This window comes from Pandoraea sputorum (genome assembly GCF_000814845.2).
GTDB classification, from domain to species: domain Bacteria; phylum Pseudomonadota; class Gammaproteobacteria; order Burkholderiales; family Burkholderiaceae; genus Pandoraea; species Pandoraea sputorum.
The window spans coordinates 5,626,698-5,646,747 of sequence record NZ_CP010431.2 but is presented as its reverse complement, the minus strand read 5'-3'; the positions used below and the strand labels follow the sequence as shown (position 1 = coordinate 5,646,747).

Below are 20,050 nucleotides of genomic sequence, written 5' to 3'. Positions count from 1 at the left end.
CGGACGCGAGAAATGAGCGAGAAAGACGAGCGGCCCATCATCGTCAAGCGCCGCAAAGCCGGCGGGCACGGCCACCACGGCGGTGCCTGGAAGATTGCCTACGCCGACTTCATGACGGCCATGATGGCGTTCTTCCTGCTGATGTGGTTGCTGAGTTCGGTGAGCAGCAAGGAACTGACGGGGATTGCGGAATACTTCCGCACGCCGCTCAAGGTGGCGCTCACCGGTGGACGTAACGCCGCCGACAACAGCGGCGTGATTCCTGGCGGCGGCACCGACACCACACGTACCGACGGTCAGAAGTCGCGCGGCGACCAGACGCGCTCGCGTCAGGCGACCACCGCCGAGATGGCCGAGCGTGCAGATGCACAACGTTTGCGCGATCTCAAAGCGCGCATCGAGAAAGCGATCGAAAGTAACCCCACGCTCAAACAGTTCCGCAAGCAACTGCTGATCGACGTGACGACCGAGGGGCTGCGCATTCAGATCGTGGACGATCAGAACCGGCCGATGTTCGCCAATGCGAGCGCGCAGGTGCAGCCGTACATGCGCGACATCCTGCGTGAAATCGGCAAATCGCTCAACGGCGTACCGAACGCCATCAGCCTGTCTGGCCACACTGACGCCACAGCGTACGCGCAAGGTGACAAGAGCTACAGCAACTGGGAACTGTCGGCGGACCGCGCCAACGCATCGCGTCGCGAATTGATCGCGGGCGGTCTCGACAGTGAGAAGGTGCTACGCGTGGTCGGTCTGGCGTCGACGGTGCCGCTCGATCGAGACGACGCCTACAACCCGATCAACCGTCGCATCAGCATCATCGTGCTCAACCGCCGCGCAGAGCAGTCGGTCAAGCACGAGGTGGATCAGCCGACGATCGACGCCGCAAACGCGCGCGGTGCAGGCAGCAACGCGGTGAGTGCCGCCATCAGCGGAGAGATGTCTGGCGGGCCGGCCATGCCGGGATTGCCCCCGCTGCCAGCACCTCCGGCGGCCCCGACGGCGCCCGGCGCGTCGCGATAACCGACAAGAGGAGACGCATGCAGGCCCTTCGCAACACGATTCTCGCCGTCGACGATTCCGCGTCGATGCGTCAGATCCTGGCCGCTACGCTCGATGAAGCGGGCTACGCCGTGACGACCGCCCGAGACGGGCAGGAAGCGCTCACGCTGGCCACGAACGCTGTCTTCGATCTGGTGCTGACCGATCAGCACATGCCCGGCATGGACGGCCTGTCGCTCATTCGCGCGCTGCGCGAGCTCGACGCGTTTGCCGAGACCCCCATTCTGGTGCTGACGACCGAAGTCGACGGCGCATACAAGACGGCGGCCCGTGAAGCGGGCGCCAGCGGCTGGCTGATCAAGCCGGTCGACCCCGAAGCACTGGTCGACGTGGTCGCATCGCTCGTCGGCGAAGGCGCATGACGATGAAGTCGATCGCGTCGATGGCACAACCAAGTTAGGACGAGGAAACCGGTGGATATCACCCAGTTCTACCAGACCTTTTTCGATGAAGCGGAAGAGTTGCTCGCAGAGATGGAGCACCTCTTGCTTGCGCTCGACGTAAGCGCGCCCGATAACGAGCAGCTCAACGCGATCTTCCGGGCCGCACATTCGATCAAGGGCGGCGCCGCGACGTTCGGCTTCACCGCACTCACCGAGACCACGCACCTGCTGGAAAACCTGCTCGACCGCGCCCGTCGCGGCGAATTGCAGTTGCGCACCGAGATGGTCGACACCTTCCTGGAAACCAAAGACGTGTTGCATCAACAGTTGAATGCCTACCGCGCCTCCAGTGAACCCGATGCCGAGGCCATGAAGCGCATCTGCGCTGTGCTCCAGCAACTCGCCGCCGAAGGCGACGGTGCGCCGGTATCCGCCGCGCCGACGTCGCCCTTCGCACCGCCCCCGGCGCCCGCACCGGCGCCCGCACCTGCGGCGCCGGCAGCGCAAGCGACGCCGGCCGTCGACGCCAGCGGTGCGCCGACCAGCGACATCCCGCCGGGTCAGAAGCGTCTGAAAGTCACGCTCTCTGGCGTGGGCGAAAAAGATCAGGCGTTGCTCGCCGAAGAACTGGGCAACCTCGGCGCAGTCGCCGGTCGCAATACCGTGGGCGACGCGCTGCACCTGTGGCTCGACACCACCTGCGACGCCGACGACATCCTCGCCGTGTGTTGCTTCGTGATCGAACCGTCGCAGATCGATGTGCAGGACGCGTCCGCCGTTGCTGCAGCCCCTGCCGCGCCCGCCGCACCAGCGGCTGCACCGGCTGCTCCGGCCGCTCCGGTTCAAACCGTCGAAATCTTCGAACCGGCTCCCGCTCCCGCTCCGGTGGCTTCGGCCGCTTCGGCACCGATCGAAATTCCGGCCGCAGCCGCACCGGCAACGCCGCAAGCCGTCGTGCCGCCGGCTGCCGCCGAGCCGATCGTCGTTCCGCCTGCCGCCCCGCAAGCCGCCTCGGGCGGTGGTGGCGCGCAGCATCCGCCGGAGAAGCGTGCCGCCGCACCCGCCGCAGGCGGCGCTGCCGGTCACGAGAACAGCTCGATTCGCGTGGGGGTGGAGAAGGTCGATCAGCTCATCAATCTCGTGGGTGAACTGGTGATTACGCAGGCCATGCTCGCGCAGACCGCAAGCAGCCTCGACCCGATGCTCCACGACCGCCTGTTCAACGGCATGGGTCAGCTGGAGCGCAACGCGCGCGATCTGCAAGAAGCGGTGATGTCCATCCGCATGATGCCGATGGACTACGTGTTCTCGCGCTTCCCGCGTCTGGTGCGCGATCTCGCGACCAAGCTCGGCAAGCAGATCGAACTCGTGACGTTCGGTCAGGCGACCGAACTCGACAAGAGCCTGATCGAGCGCATCATCGATCCGCTCACGCACCTGGTGCGTAACAGTCTCGATCACGGCATCGAAACGACGGAGCAGCGTCTGGCCTCGGGTAAAGACCCTGTCGGTCAACTGGTGCTGTCTGCCGCGCATCAGGGCGGCAACATCGTCATCGAAGTGAGCGACGACGGCGCGGGCCTGCGCCGCGAGAAGATTCTCGCCAAGGCGCAGCAGCAAGGCATGAACGTGTCCGAGTCGATGGCGGACGAGGAAGTATGGCAACTGATCTTTGCGCCGGGCTTCTCTACCGCCGAAGCCGTGACCGATGTGTCGGGCCGTGGCGTGGGCATGGACGTCGTGAAGCGAAACATCCAGCAGATGGGTGGCCACGTGGAGATTCTGTCCACGCGCGGCAAGGGCACCACGATCCGCATCGTGCTGCCGCTCACGCTCGCGATTCTCGACGGTATGTCCGTCAAGGTCGGCCCTGAGATCTTCATTCTGCCGCTGAACTTCGTCATGGAGTCGCTGCAGCCGCGTCGCGACGACATTCGCGCGGTGACCGGCGAAGGCCAGGTCGTGCTGGTGCGCGGCGAGTATCTGCCGCTCGTCGAGCTGTACCGCACGTTCGAAGTGCCCGAAGCGCGCCTCGATCCGACGCAGGGCATCATCGTGATCCTTCAGGCCGAAGGCCGCCGTTTCGCGCTGCTCGTCGACGAGCTGGTCGGTCAGCAGCAAGTCGTGGTGAAGAACCTCGAAACCAATTACCGCCGTATTCACGGTATTTCCGCCGCCACCATCATGGGTGACGGCAGTGTGGCATTGATCGTCGATGTGGCGGCGCTCCAGCGCGGCCAGCGCTCGGCCGCTGCCACCATCTTCAACTGAAGTCGGAGACGCGTTAGATGGACAACCTTTCGCAAGAGCAGGCCGTGTCGCGCCACGCAGGCGCCATGCAGACCGATGGCGACGGCCAGGAATTTCTCGTCTTCACGTTGGGTGAAGAGGAATACGGTATCGACATCCTGAAGGTGCAGGAAATTCGCGGCTACGACGCCGTGACCCGCATCGCGAACGCGCCCGAGTTCATCAAGGGCGTGATCAACCTGCGCGGCATCATCGTGCCGATCGTGGACATGCGTATCAAGTTCCGTCTGGGCCGCGTCGAGTACGACACGCAGACGGTCGTGATCATTCTGAACGTGGCGGGCCGTGTGGTCGGCATGGTGGTCGACGGCGTGTCCGACGTGCTCACGCTCGCACGCGGTGAGATCAAGCCTGCACCGGAGTTCGGCGCACAACTGGCGACCGAGTACATCACGGGTCTGGGCACGGTCGAAGGCCGCATGCTGATCCTGATGGACATCGAAAAGCTGATGACCAGCGACGACATGGCGCTCATCGAGCGTCTGGGAAGCTAAGTCCGGCGGCGGCATTGCCGACGTCGTCCATGTCGGCAACTTAATCCATGTACTAACCGCAGGCGGGGCCGAGACACCCGCCGCGTCACCCTTACAGACATAACCCACTCACCCAGTCCACGGAGACCGAGCACGTGCGCGATAACCAGCCCGTTACCCAGAACGAATTCGTCATCGGCGAGCATCAGTATCTGATCTCTCGGACGGATCTCAAGGGGCGGATCACGTATGCCAATCCCGCCTTCGTGGAGGTGAGCGGCTATTCGCGTGACGAACTGCTGGGGGCGCCGCACAACATCGTTCGCCATCCCGACATGCCCTCCGAGGCATTCGGCGATCTGTGGGAGACGATCAAGCGCGGCGACACGTGGACCGGGCTGGTCAAGAACCGCCGCAAGAACGGCGACTTCTACTGGGTGCTGGCCACCGTCACGCCGACGCTCGAAAACAACGCCGTCGTCGGCTACACGTCGGTGCGAGTGCGTCCCGCTGCAGGCGCGACAGCGCAGGCCGAAGCGCTCTACGCCCGCTTCCGTAGCGGACAGGCAGGCAATCTGCGCATTCGCGGCGGTCAGGTCGAGCGCGGCGGTATTGCAGCGCTCGCGCGCCGTGTGCGTCTCGACACGTTGCGCGCACGCCTGACGGGCATCATCGTGCTCGGTGCGCTCCTGCTCGCCATCGTCGGTGGTCTGGGTCTGTGGGGCGTGTCGAGCAGCAACGACAAGCTGTTGAAGGTGTACCGCAACGGCATGGTGCCGGTGAGCACGCTCGGCGTCATCGGTCAGAAGCTCGACCGCGACGTGCTGCTGGTGGCCGAAGCCGTCGGCAGCCCGAATCTCGACGCGATGAAGCGCGCCGGTGACGAAATCGCGGGCAGCCTCGACGAAATCAACCGCCAGTGGGCGGAGTACATGAAGACGGTCGACGACAGCACGCGGGCGCAAGCCGAGCGCTTCGATGTGATCCGTCAGCGCTTTACGTCCGATGGCTTGTTGCAGACGGTCGAGATGCTGCGTGTCGGTTCGGCCGAAGGCGCACAACAGACGTACCTCGAAAAAGTGAAGCCGGCCTACGGGCCGATGCGCGACGAGCTGAACGCGCTCACGCGTCTCGAACTCACGCAGGCGACCGATCTGTATCAGCAGTCGCAGAAAGAACACACGATTGTGCGTGGGGCGACGGTCGTCGCAGTGCTGGGCGGCATCGTCGTGCTGTTCCTGCTGGGCAGCATCCTGCGTCGCGCGATCAACCATCCGCTGCGCGTCGCACTCGGCATGTCGAAGCAGATCGCGGCAGGCGACCTGACCGGAAAGGCCGAAGGCGTGGGTCGCGACGAAATCGGCCAGTTGCTGTTCGGCCTGTCGGTCATGAAGAACAGTCTGCTGTCCATCGTCTCCGATGTGCGCGAAGGCATCGAGTCGATCAACATCGCCTCGCGTGAAATCGCCGCAGGCAACACGGATTTGTCGGCACGTACCGAACAACAGGCGGCGTCGCTGGAGCAAACGGCATCGTCGATGGAGCAACTGACGGCCACCGTCAAACAGAACGCGGACAACGCCCGTCAGGCGAGCGCGATGGCCGTGAACGCCTCGGAAATCGCAGCGCGTGGTGGTCAGGTCGTGGGCAACGTCGTCGACACGATGCAGGGCATCTCGACGAGTTCGCACAAGATCGTCGACATCATCAGCGTGATCGAAGGTATTGCGTTCCAGACCAACATCCTTGCGCTGAACGCGGCCGTGGAAGCGGCGCGCGCGGGCGAGCAGGGGCGTGGCTTCGCCGTCGTGGCGGGCGAAGTGCGCACGCTGGCACAGCGTAGCGCGGCCGCCGCGAAGGAAATCAAGGTGCTCATCGAGGATTCGGTGGGACGCGTGGAAAACGGCTCGTCCCTGGTGGCCCAAGCCGGTAAGACGATGGACGAGATCGTGCAGGCCGTGCAGCGTGTGACGGACATCATGGGCGAGATCTCGGCCGCATCGGCCGAACAGTCGAGCGGCATCGAACAGGTCAACCGCGCTGTTACGCAGATGGATGAAGTCACGCAGCAGAACGCGGCCCTCGTGGAGGAGGCTGCGGCTGCGGCGGGCTCGCTGGAAGATCAGGCCCATCGTCTGCGCGACGCCGTGTCCGTCTTCCGTGTGGGCGACGCGCTCCAGGCCGCTGGCTCACCGACGGTGCACCGTGTGGCGAGCGGTGCAGGGCAGCAGGTGCAGCAAGCGCAAGCTACGGCCGCTGTGCGTCAGGGGGCCGCGAAGTCGATGACAGCAGCGATGACAGCGGCGGTGACAGCACCGGCAGCCGCACAGAACACAGCCTCCGCCGCGCCTGCTCGCGCAAGCGCTGGCGGCGCTGCCACGCGAACGGCCACGCGCCGTCCGCAGGCCAGCGCACCGGCAGCCAACGCACAAGAAGATGCGCAGGTGCTGCAACTGGCGGCGCGTCGGGGCAAGGCACAGCCCGACGGCGCGACGGGGTCGTCTTCGAATACGAAGGCGAGCGACCCGGGCGATTGGGAAGAGTTTTGACGGTTGTTGGTGCAAAGAGACGAGATTGTTGTGATGGATCAACCGGCTATGGGCCGGTCTTCACGGGGTAGAGGTCGTTATGTTTAAGAATGTCACCATCCGGGCGCGGCTCACGCTGGCGCTGGGACTCTTCATGGTGCTGCTGGTCGTGGGCGCTGCGGTGGGTCTCGTCTCGCTGCGACAGAGCAATACGTCGCTGCAAGAGATCTACACGAACGACATGGCATCGGCGCGATCGCTGGCACAGACCACGATTTCGACGTTGGGCGCACGCGTGACGCTCTCGCGCATCGAGTTCATCGCCGATCCGACCGAGATCAAGTCGGCGATCGACAGCGTGCGCAACAACCTCAAGAAGGCCGATGACTCGTGGGCGAATTACGCCGCTCTGCCGATGAACGACGGTGAGAAGGCACTCGCCGACGCCGTCATCGCGGCACGCGGCAAGGTCAACAACGACGGTATCCTCCCCGCGCTCAAGGCCATCGAATCGGGCGACATCCCCGACTTCCACGCCAAGACCGTGATGGATGTGCCGCGTCTGTTCGCCGACTACACGAAGGCGATGACCGCGCTGGCCGACTTGCAGGTCAAGAACGCCGAAGAGCGCTATCTGGCCGCACAGGCCCGGTACACGATGGTGATGTGGATGGTCGGCATCGGTCTGAGCCTTGGCCTGATTGTCGGCATCATCACGCAGATCACGCTCACGCGCGCCATCGTCGGCCCGATCGACGATGCGATCCGCCACTTCGAGAAGATCGCCGGCGGCGACCTCACGCAACGCATCGAAGTGTGGAACGAAACCGAGACGGGACGTCTGTTCAAGGGCGTGAAGCATATGCAGGACAGTCTCGTGCGCACCGTGGCGGAAGTCCGCTCGGGCACCGAGTCGATTACGTCCGCTGCACAGCAGATCGCTGCAGGCAACACCGACCTGTCGGCGCGCACGGAACAGCAGGCCGCATCGCTGGAAGAAACCGCGTCGTCGATGGAGCAGCTCACGGCAACCGTGCGCCAGAACGCGGACAACGCGCGTCAGGCCAGCCAACTGGCGGTGAACGCCTCGGAAATCGCCACGCGCGGCGGTCAGGTCTCCGGCCAGGTCGGCGAGACGATGGACGGCATTTCGAGCAGCTCGAACAAGATCGTCGACATCATCAGCGTGATCGACGGCATCGCGTTCCAGACGAACATCCTCGCCCTGAACGCTGCCGTGGAAGCGGCGCGTGCGGGCGAACAAGGTCGCGGCTTCGCCGTGGTGGCAGGCGAAGTGCGCACGCTGGCGCAGCGCAGTGCGGCCGCCGCCAAGGAAATCAAGGCGCTGATCGAAGATTCGTCGCGTCGCGTGCAGGACGGCACGGCGCTCGTCGCCCAGCAAGGCCACACGATGAACGAGATCGTGCAGGCGGTGAAGCGCGTGACGGACATCATGGGCGAGATCTCGGCGGCATCGGCCGAGCAGTCCAGCGGTATCGAGCAGGTCAACCGCGCGATCACGCAGATGGATGAGGTGACGCAGCAGAACGCCGCGTTGGTGGAAGAAGCGGCCGCGGCCGCCGGTTCGCTGGAAGAGCAGGCCAATCGTCTGAAGACGACGGTTTCGGTTTTCCGTGTCGATGCCAGCCAGGTCGCGACCGGCTACGCAGCCCCGGCGCTGGCGGCGCTCCCGTCGGCAGCACCTGCCGCGCGCCCGACGCCGGTGAAGAAGAAGGCTGCCGCCTCCGCCGCCACCTCCGTCGCATCGGCGGCACCGGCATCGGCCGCTGCACCGAAGGCGACGCCCGCACCGGCACCGCTGCGCAAGCCTGCACCGGCAGCCGCCGCACCGGCCGCTTCCCGCACGGGCACGGACGACGCAAACGGCGACTGGGAAACCTTCTGATCGCATGACGTGATGGTTGCCTTCGTGCAGCAATGCACGAGGCAATAGAGCAGCACTTATAGGAACGGTGCACGCACCTCGCCCGGCGACTCAGTACCGCCGGGCACCCCGAGGGACGTGTCGGCAAGTGGCAACAATCGGTAAGACAAAAGCCGCCGTGTGCACTGCATCTCATGCAGCGCCACGGCAGGCGGGTAGTGGAGGTCACATCATGATGCAGTTGAGTCTCAAAGCAAAACTCTGGTCGGCGCTTGCGCTTATGTGGCTGGGGCTTTTGATTCTCGGTGGCTGGGCTGCCTTTCACGAGCGCAGCACGATGATGTCGGAGCGGCGCGCGGCAGTGGAAAACATCGTCACGAGCGCCGACGGCATTCTGCGTGACTACGCGGCCCAGGCGGCAGCCGGCAAGATCACCGTTGAAGAGGCGAAACAACAAGCCATGGCGCGACTGAAAGTCATGCGCTACGGCGAAGGCGGTAACGGCTACATGGTGATCTTCGACACCAAACCGACCGTTCTCATGCATCCGACGCTCGCCGATCTGGTGAACAAGGACGTCTCCACCTACAAGGATTCGAACGGCAAGCTGCTCTTCGTCGAAATGGCTCGCGTGGCCAAGGACAAGGGCTCAGGCTTCGTCGACTATTACGGCCGCGTCGCGGGCAGCGACCAGCGCATGGCCAAGGTCTCGTTCGTGAAGTACTTCGCGCCCTGGGACTGGGGCATGATGAGTGGCGTCTACGTGCAGGACGTCAACGAGGCGTTCTACGCCACGCTCATTCGCTTCGGCATCGCGCTTTTGGTGATCGGCGGTATCGTGACGGCGGCGATGCTCGTGATCATCCGCAACGTACAGCGTAGCCTCGGCGGCGAGCCGGAGTACGCGGCAGGCATCGCACACCGCATCGCAAGCGGCGATCTGCACAGCCACGTGGACGTGGCCCCGGGCGACACGCACAGCCTGCTCTACGCCATGCAACGCATGCAGCACACGCTGGCCGAGACCATCTCGCAGATCCGTCAGGGCACCGAGTCGATCACCACCGCCGCGCATGAGATCGCGGCGGGTAACACCGACCTGTCGGCCCGTACCGAACAGCAGGCGGCGTCGCTGGAAGAAACCGCCTCGTCGATGGAGCAGCTCACGGCAACCGTGCGCCAGAACGCCGATAACGCGCGTCAGGCGAGCCAACTGGCGGTGAATGCGTCGGAAATCGCCATGCGTGGCGGCGAAGTCTCGGGGCAGGTCGGGGCGACGATGGACGGCATCTCCACTAGCTCGAACAAGATCGTCGACATCATCGCCGTAATTGATGGCATCGCTTTCCAGACGAACATCCTCGCGTTGAACGCAGCGGTGGAAGCCGCACGGGCGGGCGAGCAGGGGCGCGGTTTTGCCGTGGTCGCGGGCGAAGTGCGCACGCTGGCCCAGCGCAGTGCGGCGGCCGCCAAGGAAATCAAGGCACTGATCGAAGACTCGTCGCGCCGCGTGCAGGACGGCACGGCGCTCGTGACGCGTCAGCGTCAGACCATGGAAGAGATCGTGCAGGCGGTCAAACGCGTGACGGACATCATGGGTGAGATCTCGGCGGCGTCTGCCGAGCAGTCGAGCGGCATCGAACAGGTCAATCGCGCAGTGACGCAGATGGATGAGGTGACGCAGCAGAACGCGGCGCTCGTGGAAGAGGCGGCGGCCGCCGCCGGCGCGATGGAGTCGCAGGCGCAAGAGCTGCGCGCGGCCGTGTCCGTCTTCCAGACAGGCGGCGGGGCAGGTGCGGGGAGCGTGCATGCGATCGGCGCGTCCCGGCGCGAGCCGGCGGCGCAGCCGCTGGCCCGTGCGGCATAAGACATAACCGCTGTCTGACGTAATTCGACGCAACCGAGACATCATGACCGATTCGCGCAACACATCGCATCTGACGCGTCGCGGCGGCTCCGGCCCCGATGGCGACGCGGGCTCGCGCAGCGCGGATTTCGCGCGCGCCAGTGGCGCCGCCCTGTCGGGCGAGCGCGACTTTGCGTTCTCGCTGGCCGACTTCAGCCGCATTCGCAATCTGATCTACCAGCGCGCCGGGATTGCGCTGGCCGAGCACAAGCGCGAGATGGTCTACAGCCGCATCGCGCGACGTCTGCGTGCGCTGGGCATGACGAGCTTCACCGATTATCTCGACATGCTCGAAGCCGACACTGGTGACAGCGAGTGGGAGTCGTTCACCAACGCGCTGACGACGAACCTCACGTCGTTCTTCCGCGAGTCTCACCATTTCCCGTTGCTCGCCGACTTCGTGCGCAACCGCCCCAAGCCGATCTCGGTGTGGTGCTGTGCGGCGTCGACCGGCGAAGAGCCGTATTCGATTGCGATGACGCTGGTCGACACGCTCGGCTCACGTCCCAACGCCACGGTGCTGGCCACCGACGTCGACACGCAGGTCCTGGCCCGCGCGTCGGCCGCCGTCTACAACGGCGAGCAGACCGGCAAGATCTCGCAGGAACAGCTGCGCAAGCATTTCCTGCGAGGCACGGGCGCGAACTCGGGGAAGATCAAGGTGCGTCCCGAATTGCAGCAACTGGTGACGTTCGAGCCGCTCAACCTGCTCGCGCCGTCGTGGCAGATCGGCGGGCCGTTCGACGTGATCTTCTGCCGTAACGTGATGATCTATTTCGACAAGGCCACGCAGGCGCGCATTCTCGAGCGCTTCGTCCCCTTGCTCAAACCGGACGGCCTGCTATTCGCCGGGCATTCGGAGAACTTCACTTATGTAAGCCGGGCGTTCCGTCTGCGCGGGCAGACGGTGTACGAACTGGCCGGCGCCGGAGCACGGGGAGCCTGACATGGCAGCACAGCCATTGGCCGAAGCACTCGCGACCAACCACTACTTCGACAATGCGTTCAATACGCAGGCAGTGAAGCTGCTGCCGTCGGAGTATTTCGTCACGACCGAAGACATCATGCTCGTGACGGTGCTCGGTTCGTGTGTGGCCGCCTGCGTACGCGACAACGTTACCGGTATCGGCGGCATGAACCACTTCATGCTGCCGGACGATGGCGAGAGCGAGCGCGATCGGCTACTCTCTGCGTCCATGCGCTACGGCGCATACGCGATGGAAATGCTCATCAACGAGCTGATCAAGCTCGGTGCACGGCGCGAGCGTCTGGAGGCGAAGGTCTTCGGCGGCGGCGCGGTGCTCGCGGGCATGACCACCCTGAATATCGGCGATCGCAATGCGAACTTCGTGTTGCGCTATCTCGAGATGGAGCAGATTCGCGTGACCGCGCAGGATCTGCTCGGGCCGCATCCGCGCAAGGTGTGCTTTTTGCCGCGCACCGGGCGGGTGATGGTCAAGAAGCTGGGCGACCGGGGTGACCCGGCCATCGCCCAGCGGGAACAGGCGTACGCGCAGCGTCTGCGCGCACGCGAAGTACGGGGCTCCGTAGAACTCTTTGCGCCACCGGCCAGAAATGCCAAGCCTCGGCCGGGGCCTGACAACCGAAAAATGGAGGAGGCTTGAGCGAACCAATCAAAGTCCTGTGCGTGGACGATTCCGCACTCGTGCGCAGCCTGATGACGGAGATCATCAATGCGCATCCGGACATGACCGTAGTGGCGACCGCACCCGACCCGCTCGTGGCGCGCGATCTGATCAAGCAGCACAACCCGGACGTGCTCACGCTCGACGTCGAAATGCCGCGCATGGACGGGCTGGACTTCCTTGAGAAGCTCATGCGCCTGCGTCCGATGCCGGTGCTCATGGTGTCGTCGCTGACCGAGCGCGGCTCGGAAGTCACGATGCGTGCGCTCGAACTCGGCGCGGTCGATTTCGTGACGAAGCCGCGTCTGGGCATTCGTGACGGCATGCTCGAATACGGCGAGATGATCGCCGACAAGATTCGTGCTGCCGCGCGCGCCCGTGTGCGAAGCGCGCCGCCCAAGAGCGCAGCCCCGGTGGCGGTGGAAGCCGCGCCGATGCTGCGCAATCCGCTCGTTTCGACGGAAAAGCTGATCATCATCGGCGCGTCGACGGGCGGCACGGAAGCGATTCGCGAAGTGCTCGTGCCGATGCCGCCGGACGCACCGGCGATTCTCATCACGCAGCACATGCCGGCGGGCTTCACCAAGTCGTTTGCGCAACGCCTGAACGGGTTGTGCCGCATTACGGTGAAGGAAGCCGAGCACGGCGAGCGTGTGTTGCCGGGCCACGCCTACATTGCACCGGGCGGCGACACCCACCTGCAACTCTCGCGCAGCGGCGCGAACTACGTGGCACTGCTAGACCCGGCGCCGCCGGTGAATCGACATCGTCCGTCGGTCGATGTATTGTTTCGCTCCGCGGCCGTGCATGCCGGACGTAACGCCATCGGCGTGATTCTCACGGGCATGGGCCGCGACGGTGCGGCCGGTCTGGTCGAGATGCGCCGTGCCGGTGCGCACACGTTCGCGCAGGACGAAGCGAGCTGCATCGTATTCGGCATGCCGCGCGAAGCCATTGCCATGGGCGGCGCAGAGGAAGTGGTGCCGCTGCACGAGATGGCCCGAAAAGTGCTTCATCAGGTCGCGAAATTCGGCGAACGCACGCAACGGGTATAGTTCGGCTTTTGGCGTTGTTTTTGGCTTGTTTTCGCCGTATGGTCCGCAACGATTTGCGTTCACACTCAGGGCACTGAGTGATGGCGGAACTTGCCCCTGAATATTGTCGGGCCCCCAAAGGGGGACCGGCAGAATTGGAGTGATGATGGTAGACAAGAACATGAAATTCCTGGTCGTCGACGATTTTCCGACGATGCGCCGCATTGTGCGAAACCTGCTCAAGGAGCTGGGTTTCTCCAATGTCGACGAAGCGGAAGACGGTGTGGCGGCGCTGGCCAAGCTGCGCGGCGGTAGCTTCGAATTCGTGGTGTCCGACTGGAACATGCCGAACATGGACGGTCTGACGATGCTCCAGACGATCCGTGCCGACCCGAACCTGGCCAAGCTGCCGGTGCTGATGGTCACGGCCGAAGCCAAGAAGGAAAACATCATCGCCGCCGCTCAGGCGGGGGCGAGCGGGTATGTGGTCAAGCCGTTCACGGCCGCGACCCTCGATGAGAAGCTGGGCAAGATCTTCGAAAAAATGGAAAAAACGGGGGCCTGAACGTGACCCACGAGTCGAGCACTGAATGGCCGGGTGAGCCGGGCGGCGCTTACGTGACCGGCGAGGCAGATCCGGCGGAGCGCATGCTGATGCGCGTCGGGCAGTTGACGCGCATGCTGCGCGACAATCTGCGTGAACTCGGTCTGGACAAGCAACTGGAGCAGGCCGCCGAGGCGATTCCCGATGCCCGCGACCGTCTGAACTACGTCGCGACCATGACGGAACAGGCGGCCGTGCGGGCGCTGACGGCCATCGAGCTGGCCAAGCCCATTCAGGACCGCCTCGAAGCGGACGCCAATGCGCTCGACGCGCGCTGGGCCAAGTGGTTCGATCAGCCGCTGGAACTCGAGGACGCGCGCCAGCTCGTCACCGAGACCCGCACCTACCTGCGTCGCGTGCCGGACGACACCCGCGCGACCAACAACCATCTGATGGAAATCATGATGGCGCAGGACTTCCAGGATCTGACCGGGCAGGTGATCAAGAAGATCATGGAGGTGGTGCAGGAGATCGAGAAGCACCTGGTCCAGACGCTGCTCGAGAACATGCCGCCCGAGAAGCGCAAGGAAGCCGAAGACTCGCTGCTCAACGGGCCGCAGGTCAAAAAGGAAGGCCGCACCGACATCGTGGCCGATCAGGGACAGGTCGACGACCTGCTCGCCAGCCTCGGTTTCTGACCCCGCCGCCAGCCGTGCCCCGGCTGGCGGAATCGCGCTTGCGCGAAATACCGCCCAATCCCGCCTCTATTCCCCCCTTTGTGACTTGACGGTTACGGCCATAATCGGTCGCGATAGGGTGGGTTCGTCCGCCCGCTGTGGATAGGGCATGGCTGAGGAAAGCGATCTCGAAAAGTCGGAATCACCCACTCCCCGGCGTCTGGAGAAGGCGCGCGAGGAAGGGCAGGTCGCGCGTTCGCGCGAGCTTTCGACGTTCGCCCTGCTGGCCGCCGGTGTCGCCGGGATGTGGATGACGGCCGACCGTATCTCGCAGGGATTCGCCCAGTTGATGCGCCACGGCATGCAGTTCGAGCCGGGCACGGCGATGGACACGCGCCGCATGCTGTCGTACGCCGCGCACTCGGGCGCGGACGCGCTCATGGTCATCGCGCCGCTCTTCGCCGCCCTCGTGATCGCGGCCATCGTTGCACCGATGGCGCTGGGCGGCTGGCTGTTCACCACCAAATCGCTCGCCCCCAACTTTGGTCGCCTGAACCCGCTCAAGGGACTGGGCCGCATGTTCTCCACGCAAGGGCTGGTCGAGCTGGTCAAGGCCGTGGCCAAGACTGTGCTCGTAGGTGGCGTGGCGTACTGGGCCATCGCCCGCGACAAAGACGCCGTGATGGGCCTGATGACGCAGTCGCCGCGCGTGGCGCTGCCGTATGTGGGCGAGATGATCGTGGTGTGCTGCGCGTTTATTGTGGCGTCGCTGCTGCTGGTGGCCGCCATCGATATCCCGTTCCAGCTGTGGCAGCACTACAAGAAACTGCGCATGACCAAAGAGGAAGTGCGTCAGGAAAACAAGGAAACCGAGGGCGATCCGCACGTTAAGGCGCAGATCCGTCAGTTGCAGCGTCAGGCTGCGCGCCGGCGCATGATGCAGGACGTGCCCAAGGCCGACGTGATCGTGACGAACCCGACGCACTTTGCCGTCGCCCTCGAATACAAGGACAACATGCGCGCGCCGCGTGTGCTCGCCAAGGGCACCGATCTGGTCGCGCAACGAATCCGTGAGATGGGGGCCGAGCACCGCATCCCGATCCTCGAAGCCCCGCCACTGGCCCGTGCGCTGCATCGCCACGTGGAAATCGGTCACGAAATCCCGGCCACGCTGTACACGGCCGTGGCCGAAGTGCTGGCGTGGGTCTTCCAGCTTCGCCGCTGGCGTACCGAGGGGGGCATCGAGCCGCTGACCCCGTCGGATCTGCCCGTGCCGACTGAGCTCGACGCGCCCCGGCGCCTCGGGTCGAAACGAGTGTAACGAATGAACCTCAACCCTCGCGCGAACCAGCTATTGCGTGCGTCGCAACTGCTCCTCGGCGGCAACTTGAAGTCGCTCGCCGCGCCGGTGCTGATCATCATGATTCTGGGCATGATGATCCTCCCGCTGCCGCCGTTCATCCTGGATCTGTTGTTCACGTTCAACATCGCCCTCGCGGTGATGGTGTTGCTGGTGTCCATGTACACGCAGAAGCCGCTCGACTTCGCGGCGTTCCCGAGCGTGTTGCTGTTCTCCACGTTGCTGCGTCTGTCGCTGAACGTGGCGTCCACGCGCGTGGTGTTGCTCGAAGGCCACACCGGCCCGGACGCTGCCGGTAAGGTGATCGAGGCGTTCGGCCACTTCCTGGTGGGCGGCAACTACGCCGTCGGTATCGTGGTGTTCATCATCCTCGTGGTCATCAACTTCATGGTGATCACGAAGGGCGCGGGGCGTATCGCGGAAGTGGGCGCGCGTTTTACCCTCGACGCCATGCCCGGTAAGCAGATGGCCATCGACGCCGACCTGAACGCCGGGCTGATCGGGGAAGAGGAAGCGCGCAACCGTCGTAAAGTGATTGCGCAGGAAGCCGACTTCTACGGTTCGATGGACGGCGCGTCCAAGTTCGTGCGCGGTGACGCGGTCGCTGGCCTGTTGATCATGCTGATCAACATCATCGGCGGGCTGATCGTCGGTGTGGTTCAGCACAATCTGGATCTCGCGACCGCCGCCAAGAACTACACGCTGCTGACCATCGGTGACGGTCTCGTCGCGCAGATCCCGGCACTGGTGATCTCGACGGCCGCCGGTGTGGTGGTCTCGCGAGTGGCGACGGATGAAGACGTTGGCCAGCAGGTCGTCTCGCAACTCTTCAACAACCCGCAGGTGCTGGGCATTACGGCCGCGATTCTGGGCTTGATGGGCCTGATTCCAGGCATGCCGCACTTTGCCTTCCTGCTGCTCGCGCTGGGTCTGGGCGCGCTGGCCCGCTGGCAGTTCCGCAAGGCGGCCGCTGCCAAGGTGCAGGCGACGCGTCCGACGCCGGTCGCCGCGACCGCAGCGCCCGAAGTGGCCGAAGCGTCGTGGGACGACGTGGCGCTGGTCGACCCGCTGGGGCTTGAAGTCGGCTATCGCCTGATCCCGCTCGTCGACCGCAATCAGGATGGCGAACTGCTCAAGCGTATCAAGGGCATCCGCAAGAAGTTCGCGCAGGAGATCGGTTTCCTCGCACCGGTGGTGCACATCCGCGACAATCTGGAGCTGCGTCCGAACCAGTACCGCATCACGCTCAAGGGCGTGATCATCGGCGAAGGCGAAGCGTACCCGGGCCAATTGCTGGCCATCGACCCGGGACAGGTCAGCGCACCGCTGCAAGGCACGCCGACGCGAGACCCCGCCTTCGGTCTGCCCGCCACGTGGATCGACGTCGGCCAACGCGATCAGGCGCAGGCGTACGGCTACACCGTGGTCGATGCCGGTACGGTCGTGGCGACCCACCTGAATCACCTGATCAACGCCCACGCCCACGAATTGCTGGGACGTCAGGAAGTGCAACAGCTTATCGAGCGCATCGGCAAGGACGCGCCGAAGCTCATCGAAGATCTGGTGCCCAAGACCATCGCCCTCACCACGCTGCAGAAGGTGTTGCAGAACCTGCTCGAAGAGCAGGTGCCGATTCGCGACATGCGCACCATCATCGATACCATCGCCGAGCATGGTGCACGTGTGCAGGATCCGTACGACCTCACGGCGCTGGTGCGACTGTCGCTGGGCCGCGCGATCACGCAGAGCGTGTTCCCGGGCAGTGGCGATCTGGAAGTGGTGGGGCTCGACGCCAATCTCGAACGAATTCTCACGCAGGCGTTGTCGGCCGGCGGTGGCACTGGCCTGGAGCCGGGCCTCGCCGATACGCTGCTGCGTGAAACCCAGGCCGCCGTGACGCGTCAGGAGCGTCAGGGTCTGCCGTCGGTATTGTTGGTTCAACATCCGCTGCGTTCGCTGCTCTCGCGCTTCCTGCGCCGCAGCCTGCCGCAGCTCAAGGTTTTGTCGTATGCGGAAGTGCCAGACACCCGTAACGTGAAAATGACGGCACTCATCGGAGGTCAAGCGTGAAGATTCGGAAATTCTTTGCGGGCACGTGCCGCGACGCACTGCGCCAGATTCGCGAGGAAATCGGACCCGACGCGGTCGTATTGTCCAATCGCTCGGTCGCCAACGGCGTCGAGATCGTGGCGTTGGCGGAAGAGGATCTGGACGCGCTCGCCGGCGGCGACATGCCGACGCATCGTCCGCGTCCCCGTCCTGCTGCACCGGCCCCGGCGCCCGTGGCGAGTCCTGCCGTCGCCGCGAACGACATCGCCGCGACGAGCGCTTTCGCGCAGTCGATGATGGGCGAGTTGCAAAGCATGCGCGGATTGCTCGAAGAGCAGGTCGCGGGTCTTGTGTGGAACGACAAGCAACGTCGTTCACCGGCGCAGGGCGAGATTCTGCGCACATTGCTCGCGGCGGGCTTCTCGGCGCAGCTCGGCCGTGCGCTGCTGGAGCATCTGCCGGAAGGCAGCGACCGCGAGAACGGTCTGGACTGGGTGAAGAATGCGCTCAAGCGCAATCTGCCCATCATGCCGAACGAAGACGAATTGATGGATCGCGGCGGCGTGTATGCGCTCATGGGGCCGACCGGCGTGGGCAAGACCACGACCACGGCCAAGCTCGCGGCGCGTTGCGTGATGCGTCATGGCGCGGAGAAGCTCGCACTGCTCACGACCGACAGTTATCGTATCGGCGGCCATGAGCAGTTGCGCATCTACGGCAAGATTCTGGGCGTGACGGTGCATGCGGTGAAGGACGCAACGGATCTGCGTCTGGCGCTGACCGAACTGCGCAACAAGCACATGGTGCTGATCGACACGGTTGGCATGAGCCAGCGCGATCGCACTGTACCGGAGCAGGTGGCGATGCTGTGCGGGGCGGAGACGCCGGTGCAGCGTCTGCTGTTGCTCAACGCCACGAGCCACGGCGACACGCTCAACGAAGTGGTGCACGCCTATCGCAGTGCGAGCGCCGAGGGCGGTGGCGATCTGGCGGGGTGTATTCTGACGAAACTCGACGAGACGACCAACCTGGGTTCGGTGCTCGACACGGTGATTCGTCACCGTCTGCCGGTGCATTACGTCTCGACGGGGCAGCGCGTACCGGAAAACCTGCACGTCGCGGACCGGCAATTTTTGATCGACACGGCGTTGTCTGCGCCGGTGACGGGGTCGCCGTTCGTGCCGTCCGAGGAAGATTTGCCGGCAGTGGTGCGCGGGGTCGATCCCAATTACAGCGGGCTGTTCGCACCCGCACAACCTTCAGGCGAGGCCTGCTTTGGTTAAACTCGTACTCGATCAAGCTGAAGGGCTGCGCCGACTGGTGGCGCGCCATACCACGCGCATCGTCGCGGTGGTAGGAAGTGCGCCTGAAGCCGGTCAGACGAGTGTTGCGTTGAATCTGGCCAGTGCGCTGGCTCATCACGGTCAGGATGTCGTGCTGGCCGACGAGAGCGGCCATGCAGCACCGGCGCTCGGTCTGCCATTGCGCGGTGACATCCACGATGTGCTGGCAGGGCGCATTTCGCCCGACGCGGTGCGTGTGCACACGCGCGACAACGTGGTGCTGGTGCCTGTGGCGCATCGTCATCCCGAGCGGATCGATCCGCAGCGTGCACTGCCGGTGCTGACCGTTGGCGAGCCGGACGTCGTGATCGTCGACTGCACGCATGCCGGTGGTGTGCTGAGCCCGTTGGCGGCGCATGCGCATGACGTGCTGGTGGTGCTCGGCTGTGAACCGGCGTCGATTACGGGCGCGTACTCGTGGATCAAACAGGCGCATTACGAATATGCGCTGGCGCAGTTCCGGGTGTTGGTGAACCGGGCGGAGGATATGGAGGCACGCGTCGTGTGCCGCAATCTGGCCACGACGGCGAGTCGTTATCTGGCGGTGTCGCTGGAGTTGGCCGGACATGTGCCGTCGGACCGTCAGGTCATGCGGGCGCGGCAATTAACGCGCACCGTGGTCGATGCGTTTCCGATGGCGCCGGCGGCGGTGGCTTATCGTCAGTTGGCGGCGCAGGTGATGCATTGGCCGTTGGCCATTCGGGATACGGGACCGGCGGCGTTGGGTGCCGGGATCGGTCAGGTGGGCGATTGCGGCGGCGATCGCGGTGCCGAGATGACGCATGGCGTGGGCGCGGTGAGCGCGCACACGGCCTGAGCGTCACGGCACGCGTCGAGAGGAAGCGGAGGG

General features: G+C 64.7%; 16 protein-coding genes. All 16 read left to right on the top strand.

What is annotated here, in order from left to right; all coding sequences use genetic code 11:
• Nucleotides 1-12: 12 nt before the first annotated feature.
• The 16 genes from motB to NA29_RS24960 all read left to right on the top strand — a co-directional run bounded on the left by motB (nt 13) and on the right by NA29_RS24960 (nt 20,017).
• Nucleotides 13-1,023, top strand: a complete 1,011-nt coding sequence (motB, locus tag NA29_RS25035; protein ID WP_039394088.1) for a flagellar motor protein MotB — start codon at nt 13-15, stop codon at nt 1,021-1,023.
• A 17-nt stretch (nt 1,024-1,040) separates the two neighbouring features.
• On the top strand, nt 1,041-1,424 hold the full coding sequence (locus NA29_RS25030; protein ID WP_039394084.1) for a response regulator: 384 nt from the start codon (nt 1,041-1,043) through the stop codon (nt 1,422-1,424).
• A 111-nt stretch (nt 1,425-1,535) separates the two neighbouring features.
• A complete protein-coding gene (cheA, locus tag NA29_RS25025) occupies nt 1,536-3,716 on the top strand; it encodes a chemotaxis protein CheA (RefSeq protein ID WP_231965207.1) in 2,181 nt (726 codons plus the stop codon).
• 17 nt (nt 3,717-3,733) lie between these two features.
• Nucleotides 3,734-4,249, top strand: coding sequence for a chemotaxis protein CheW (locus NA29_RS25020; RefSeq protein ID WP_039394078.1), 516 nt, complete (start codon nt 3,734-3,736; stop codon nt 4,247-4,249).
• A gap of 134 nt (nt 4,250-4,383) precedes the next feature.
• The gene (locus NA29_RS26530) at nt 4,384-6,777 is read left to right on the top strand and encodes a methyl-accepting chemotaxis protein (protein WP_052252390.1); all 2,394 of its coding nucleotides are present in this window, start codon (nt 4,384-4,386) and stop codon (nt 6,775-6,777) included.
• 79 nt (nt 6,778-6,856) lie between these two features.
• Nucleotides 6,857-8,662, top strand: coding sequence for a methyl-accepting chemotaxis protein (locus NA29_RS25010; RefSeq protein WP_039394074.1), 1,806 nt, complete (start codon nt 6,857-6,859; stop codon nt 8,660-8,662).
• Between the two features lie 211 nt (nt 8,663-8,873).
• A complete protein-coding gene (locus NA29_RS25005) occupies nt 8,874-10,508 on the top strand; it encodes a methyl-accepting chemotaxis protein (protein WP_039394071.1) in 1,635 nt (544 codons plus the stop codon).
• A 43-nt stretch (nt 10,509-10,551) separates the two neighbouring features.
• Entirely contained in the window at nt 10,552-11,493 is a 942-nt protein-coding gene (locus NA29_RS25000) for a CheR family methyltransferase (protein ID WP_084104119.1), read from the top strand.
• Nucleotide 11,494: 1 nt separating this feature from the next.
• Nucleotides 11,495-12,172, top strand: coding sequence for a chemoreceptor glutamine deamidase CheD (gene cheD / locus NA29_RS24995; protein WP_039394068.1), 678 nt, complete (start codon nt 11,495-11,497; stop codon nt 12,170-12,172).
• Between the two features lie 53 nt (nt 12,173-12,225).
• Complete coding sequence (locus NA29_RS24990; protein WP_052253143.1) at nt 12,226-13,248, top strand: protein-glutamate methylesterase/protein-glutamine glutaminase; 1,023 nt, start codon at nt 12,226-12,228, stop codon at nt 13,246-13,248.
• A 145-nt stretch (nt 13,249-13,393) separates the two neighbouring features.
• A complete protein-coding gene (gene cheY, locus NA29_RS24985; protein ID WP_039401766.1) occupies nt 13,394-13,792 on the top strand; it encodes a chemotaxis response regulator CheY in 399 nt (132 codons plus the stop codon).
• An 83-nt stretch (nt 13,793-13,875) separates the two neighbouring features.
• Entirely contained in the window at nt 13,876-14,469 is a 594-nt protein-coding gene (gene cheZ, locus NA29_RS24980) for a protein phosphatase CheZ (RefSeq protein ID WP_052253142.1), read from the top strand.
• Nucleotides 14,470-14,617: 148 nt separating this feature from the next.
• Nucleotides 14,618-15,769 (top strand): flagellar biosynthesis protein FlhB, encoded by a 1,152-nt coding sequence (gene flhB, locus NA29_RS24975; protein WP_039394061.1) that lies wholly within the window; start codon nt 14,618-14,620, stop codon nt 15,767-15,769.
• Between the two features lie 3 nt (nt 15,770-15,772).
• Entirely contained in the window at nt 15,773-17,878 is a 2,106-nt protein-coding gene (gene flhA, locus NA29_RS24970) for a flagellar biosynthesis protein FlhA (protein ID WP_052252389.1), read from the top strand.
• The gene (gene flhF / locus NA29_RS24965; protein WP_039394057.1) at nt 17,875-19,140 is read left to right on the top strand and encodes a flagellar biosynthesis GTPase FlhF; all 1,266 of its coding nucleotides are present in this window, start codon (nt 17,875-17,877) and stop codon (nt 19,138-19,140) included. Before flhA ends, flhF begins: the two co-directional genes overlap by 4 nt.
• Nucleotides 19,133-20,017: a MinD/ParA family ATP-binding protein gene (locus NA29_RS24960; RefSeq protein WP_052252388.1), complete on the top strand. Its 885-nt coding sequence runs from the start codon at nt 19,133-19,135 to the stop codon at nt 20,015-20,017. The genes flhF and NA29_RS24960 overlap by 8 nt, the downstream gene beginning before the upstream one ends.
• The last annotated feature ends 33 nt before the right edge of the window (nt 20,018-20,050 follow it).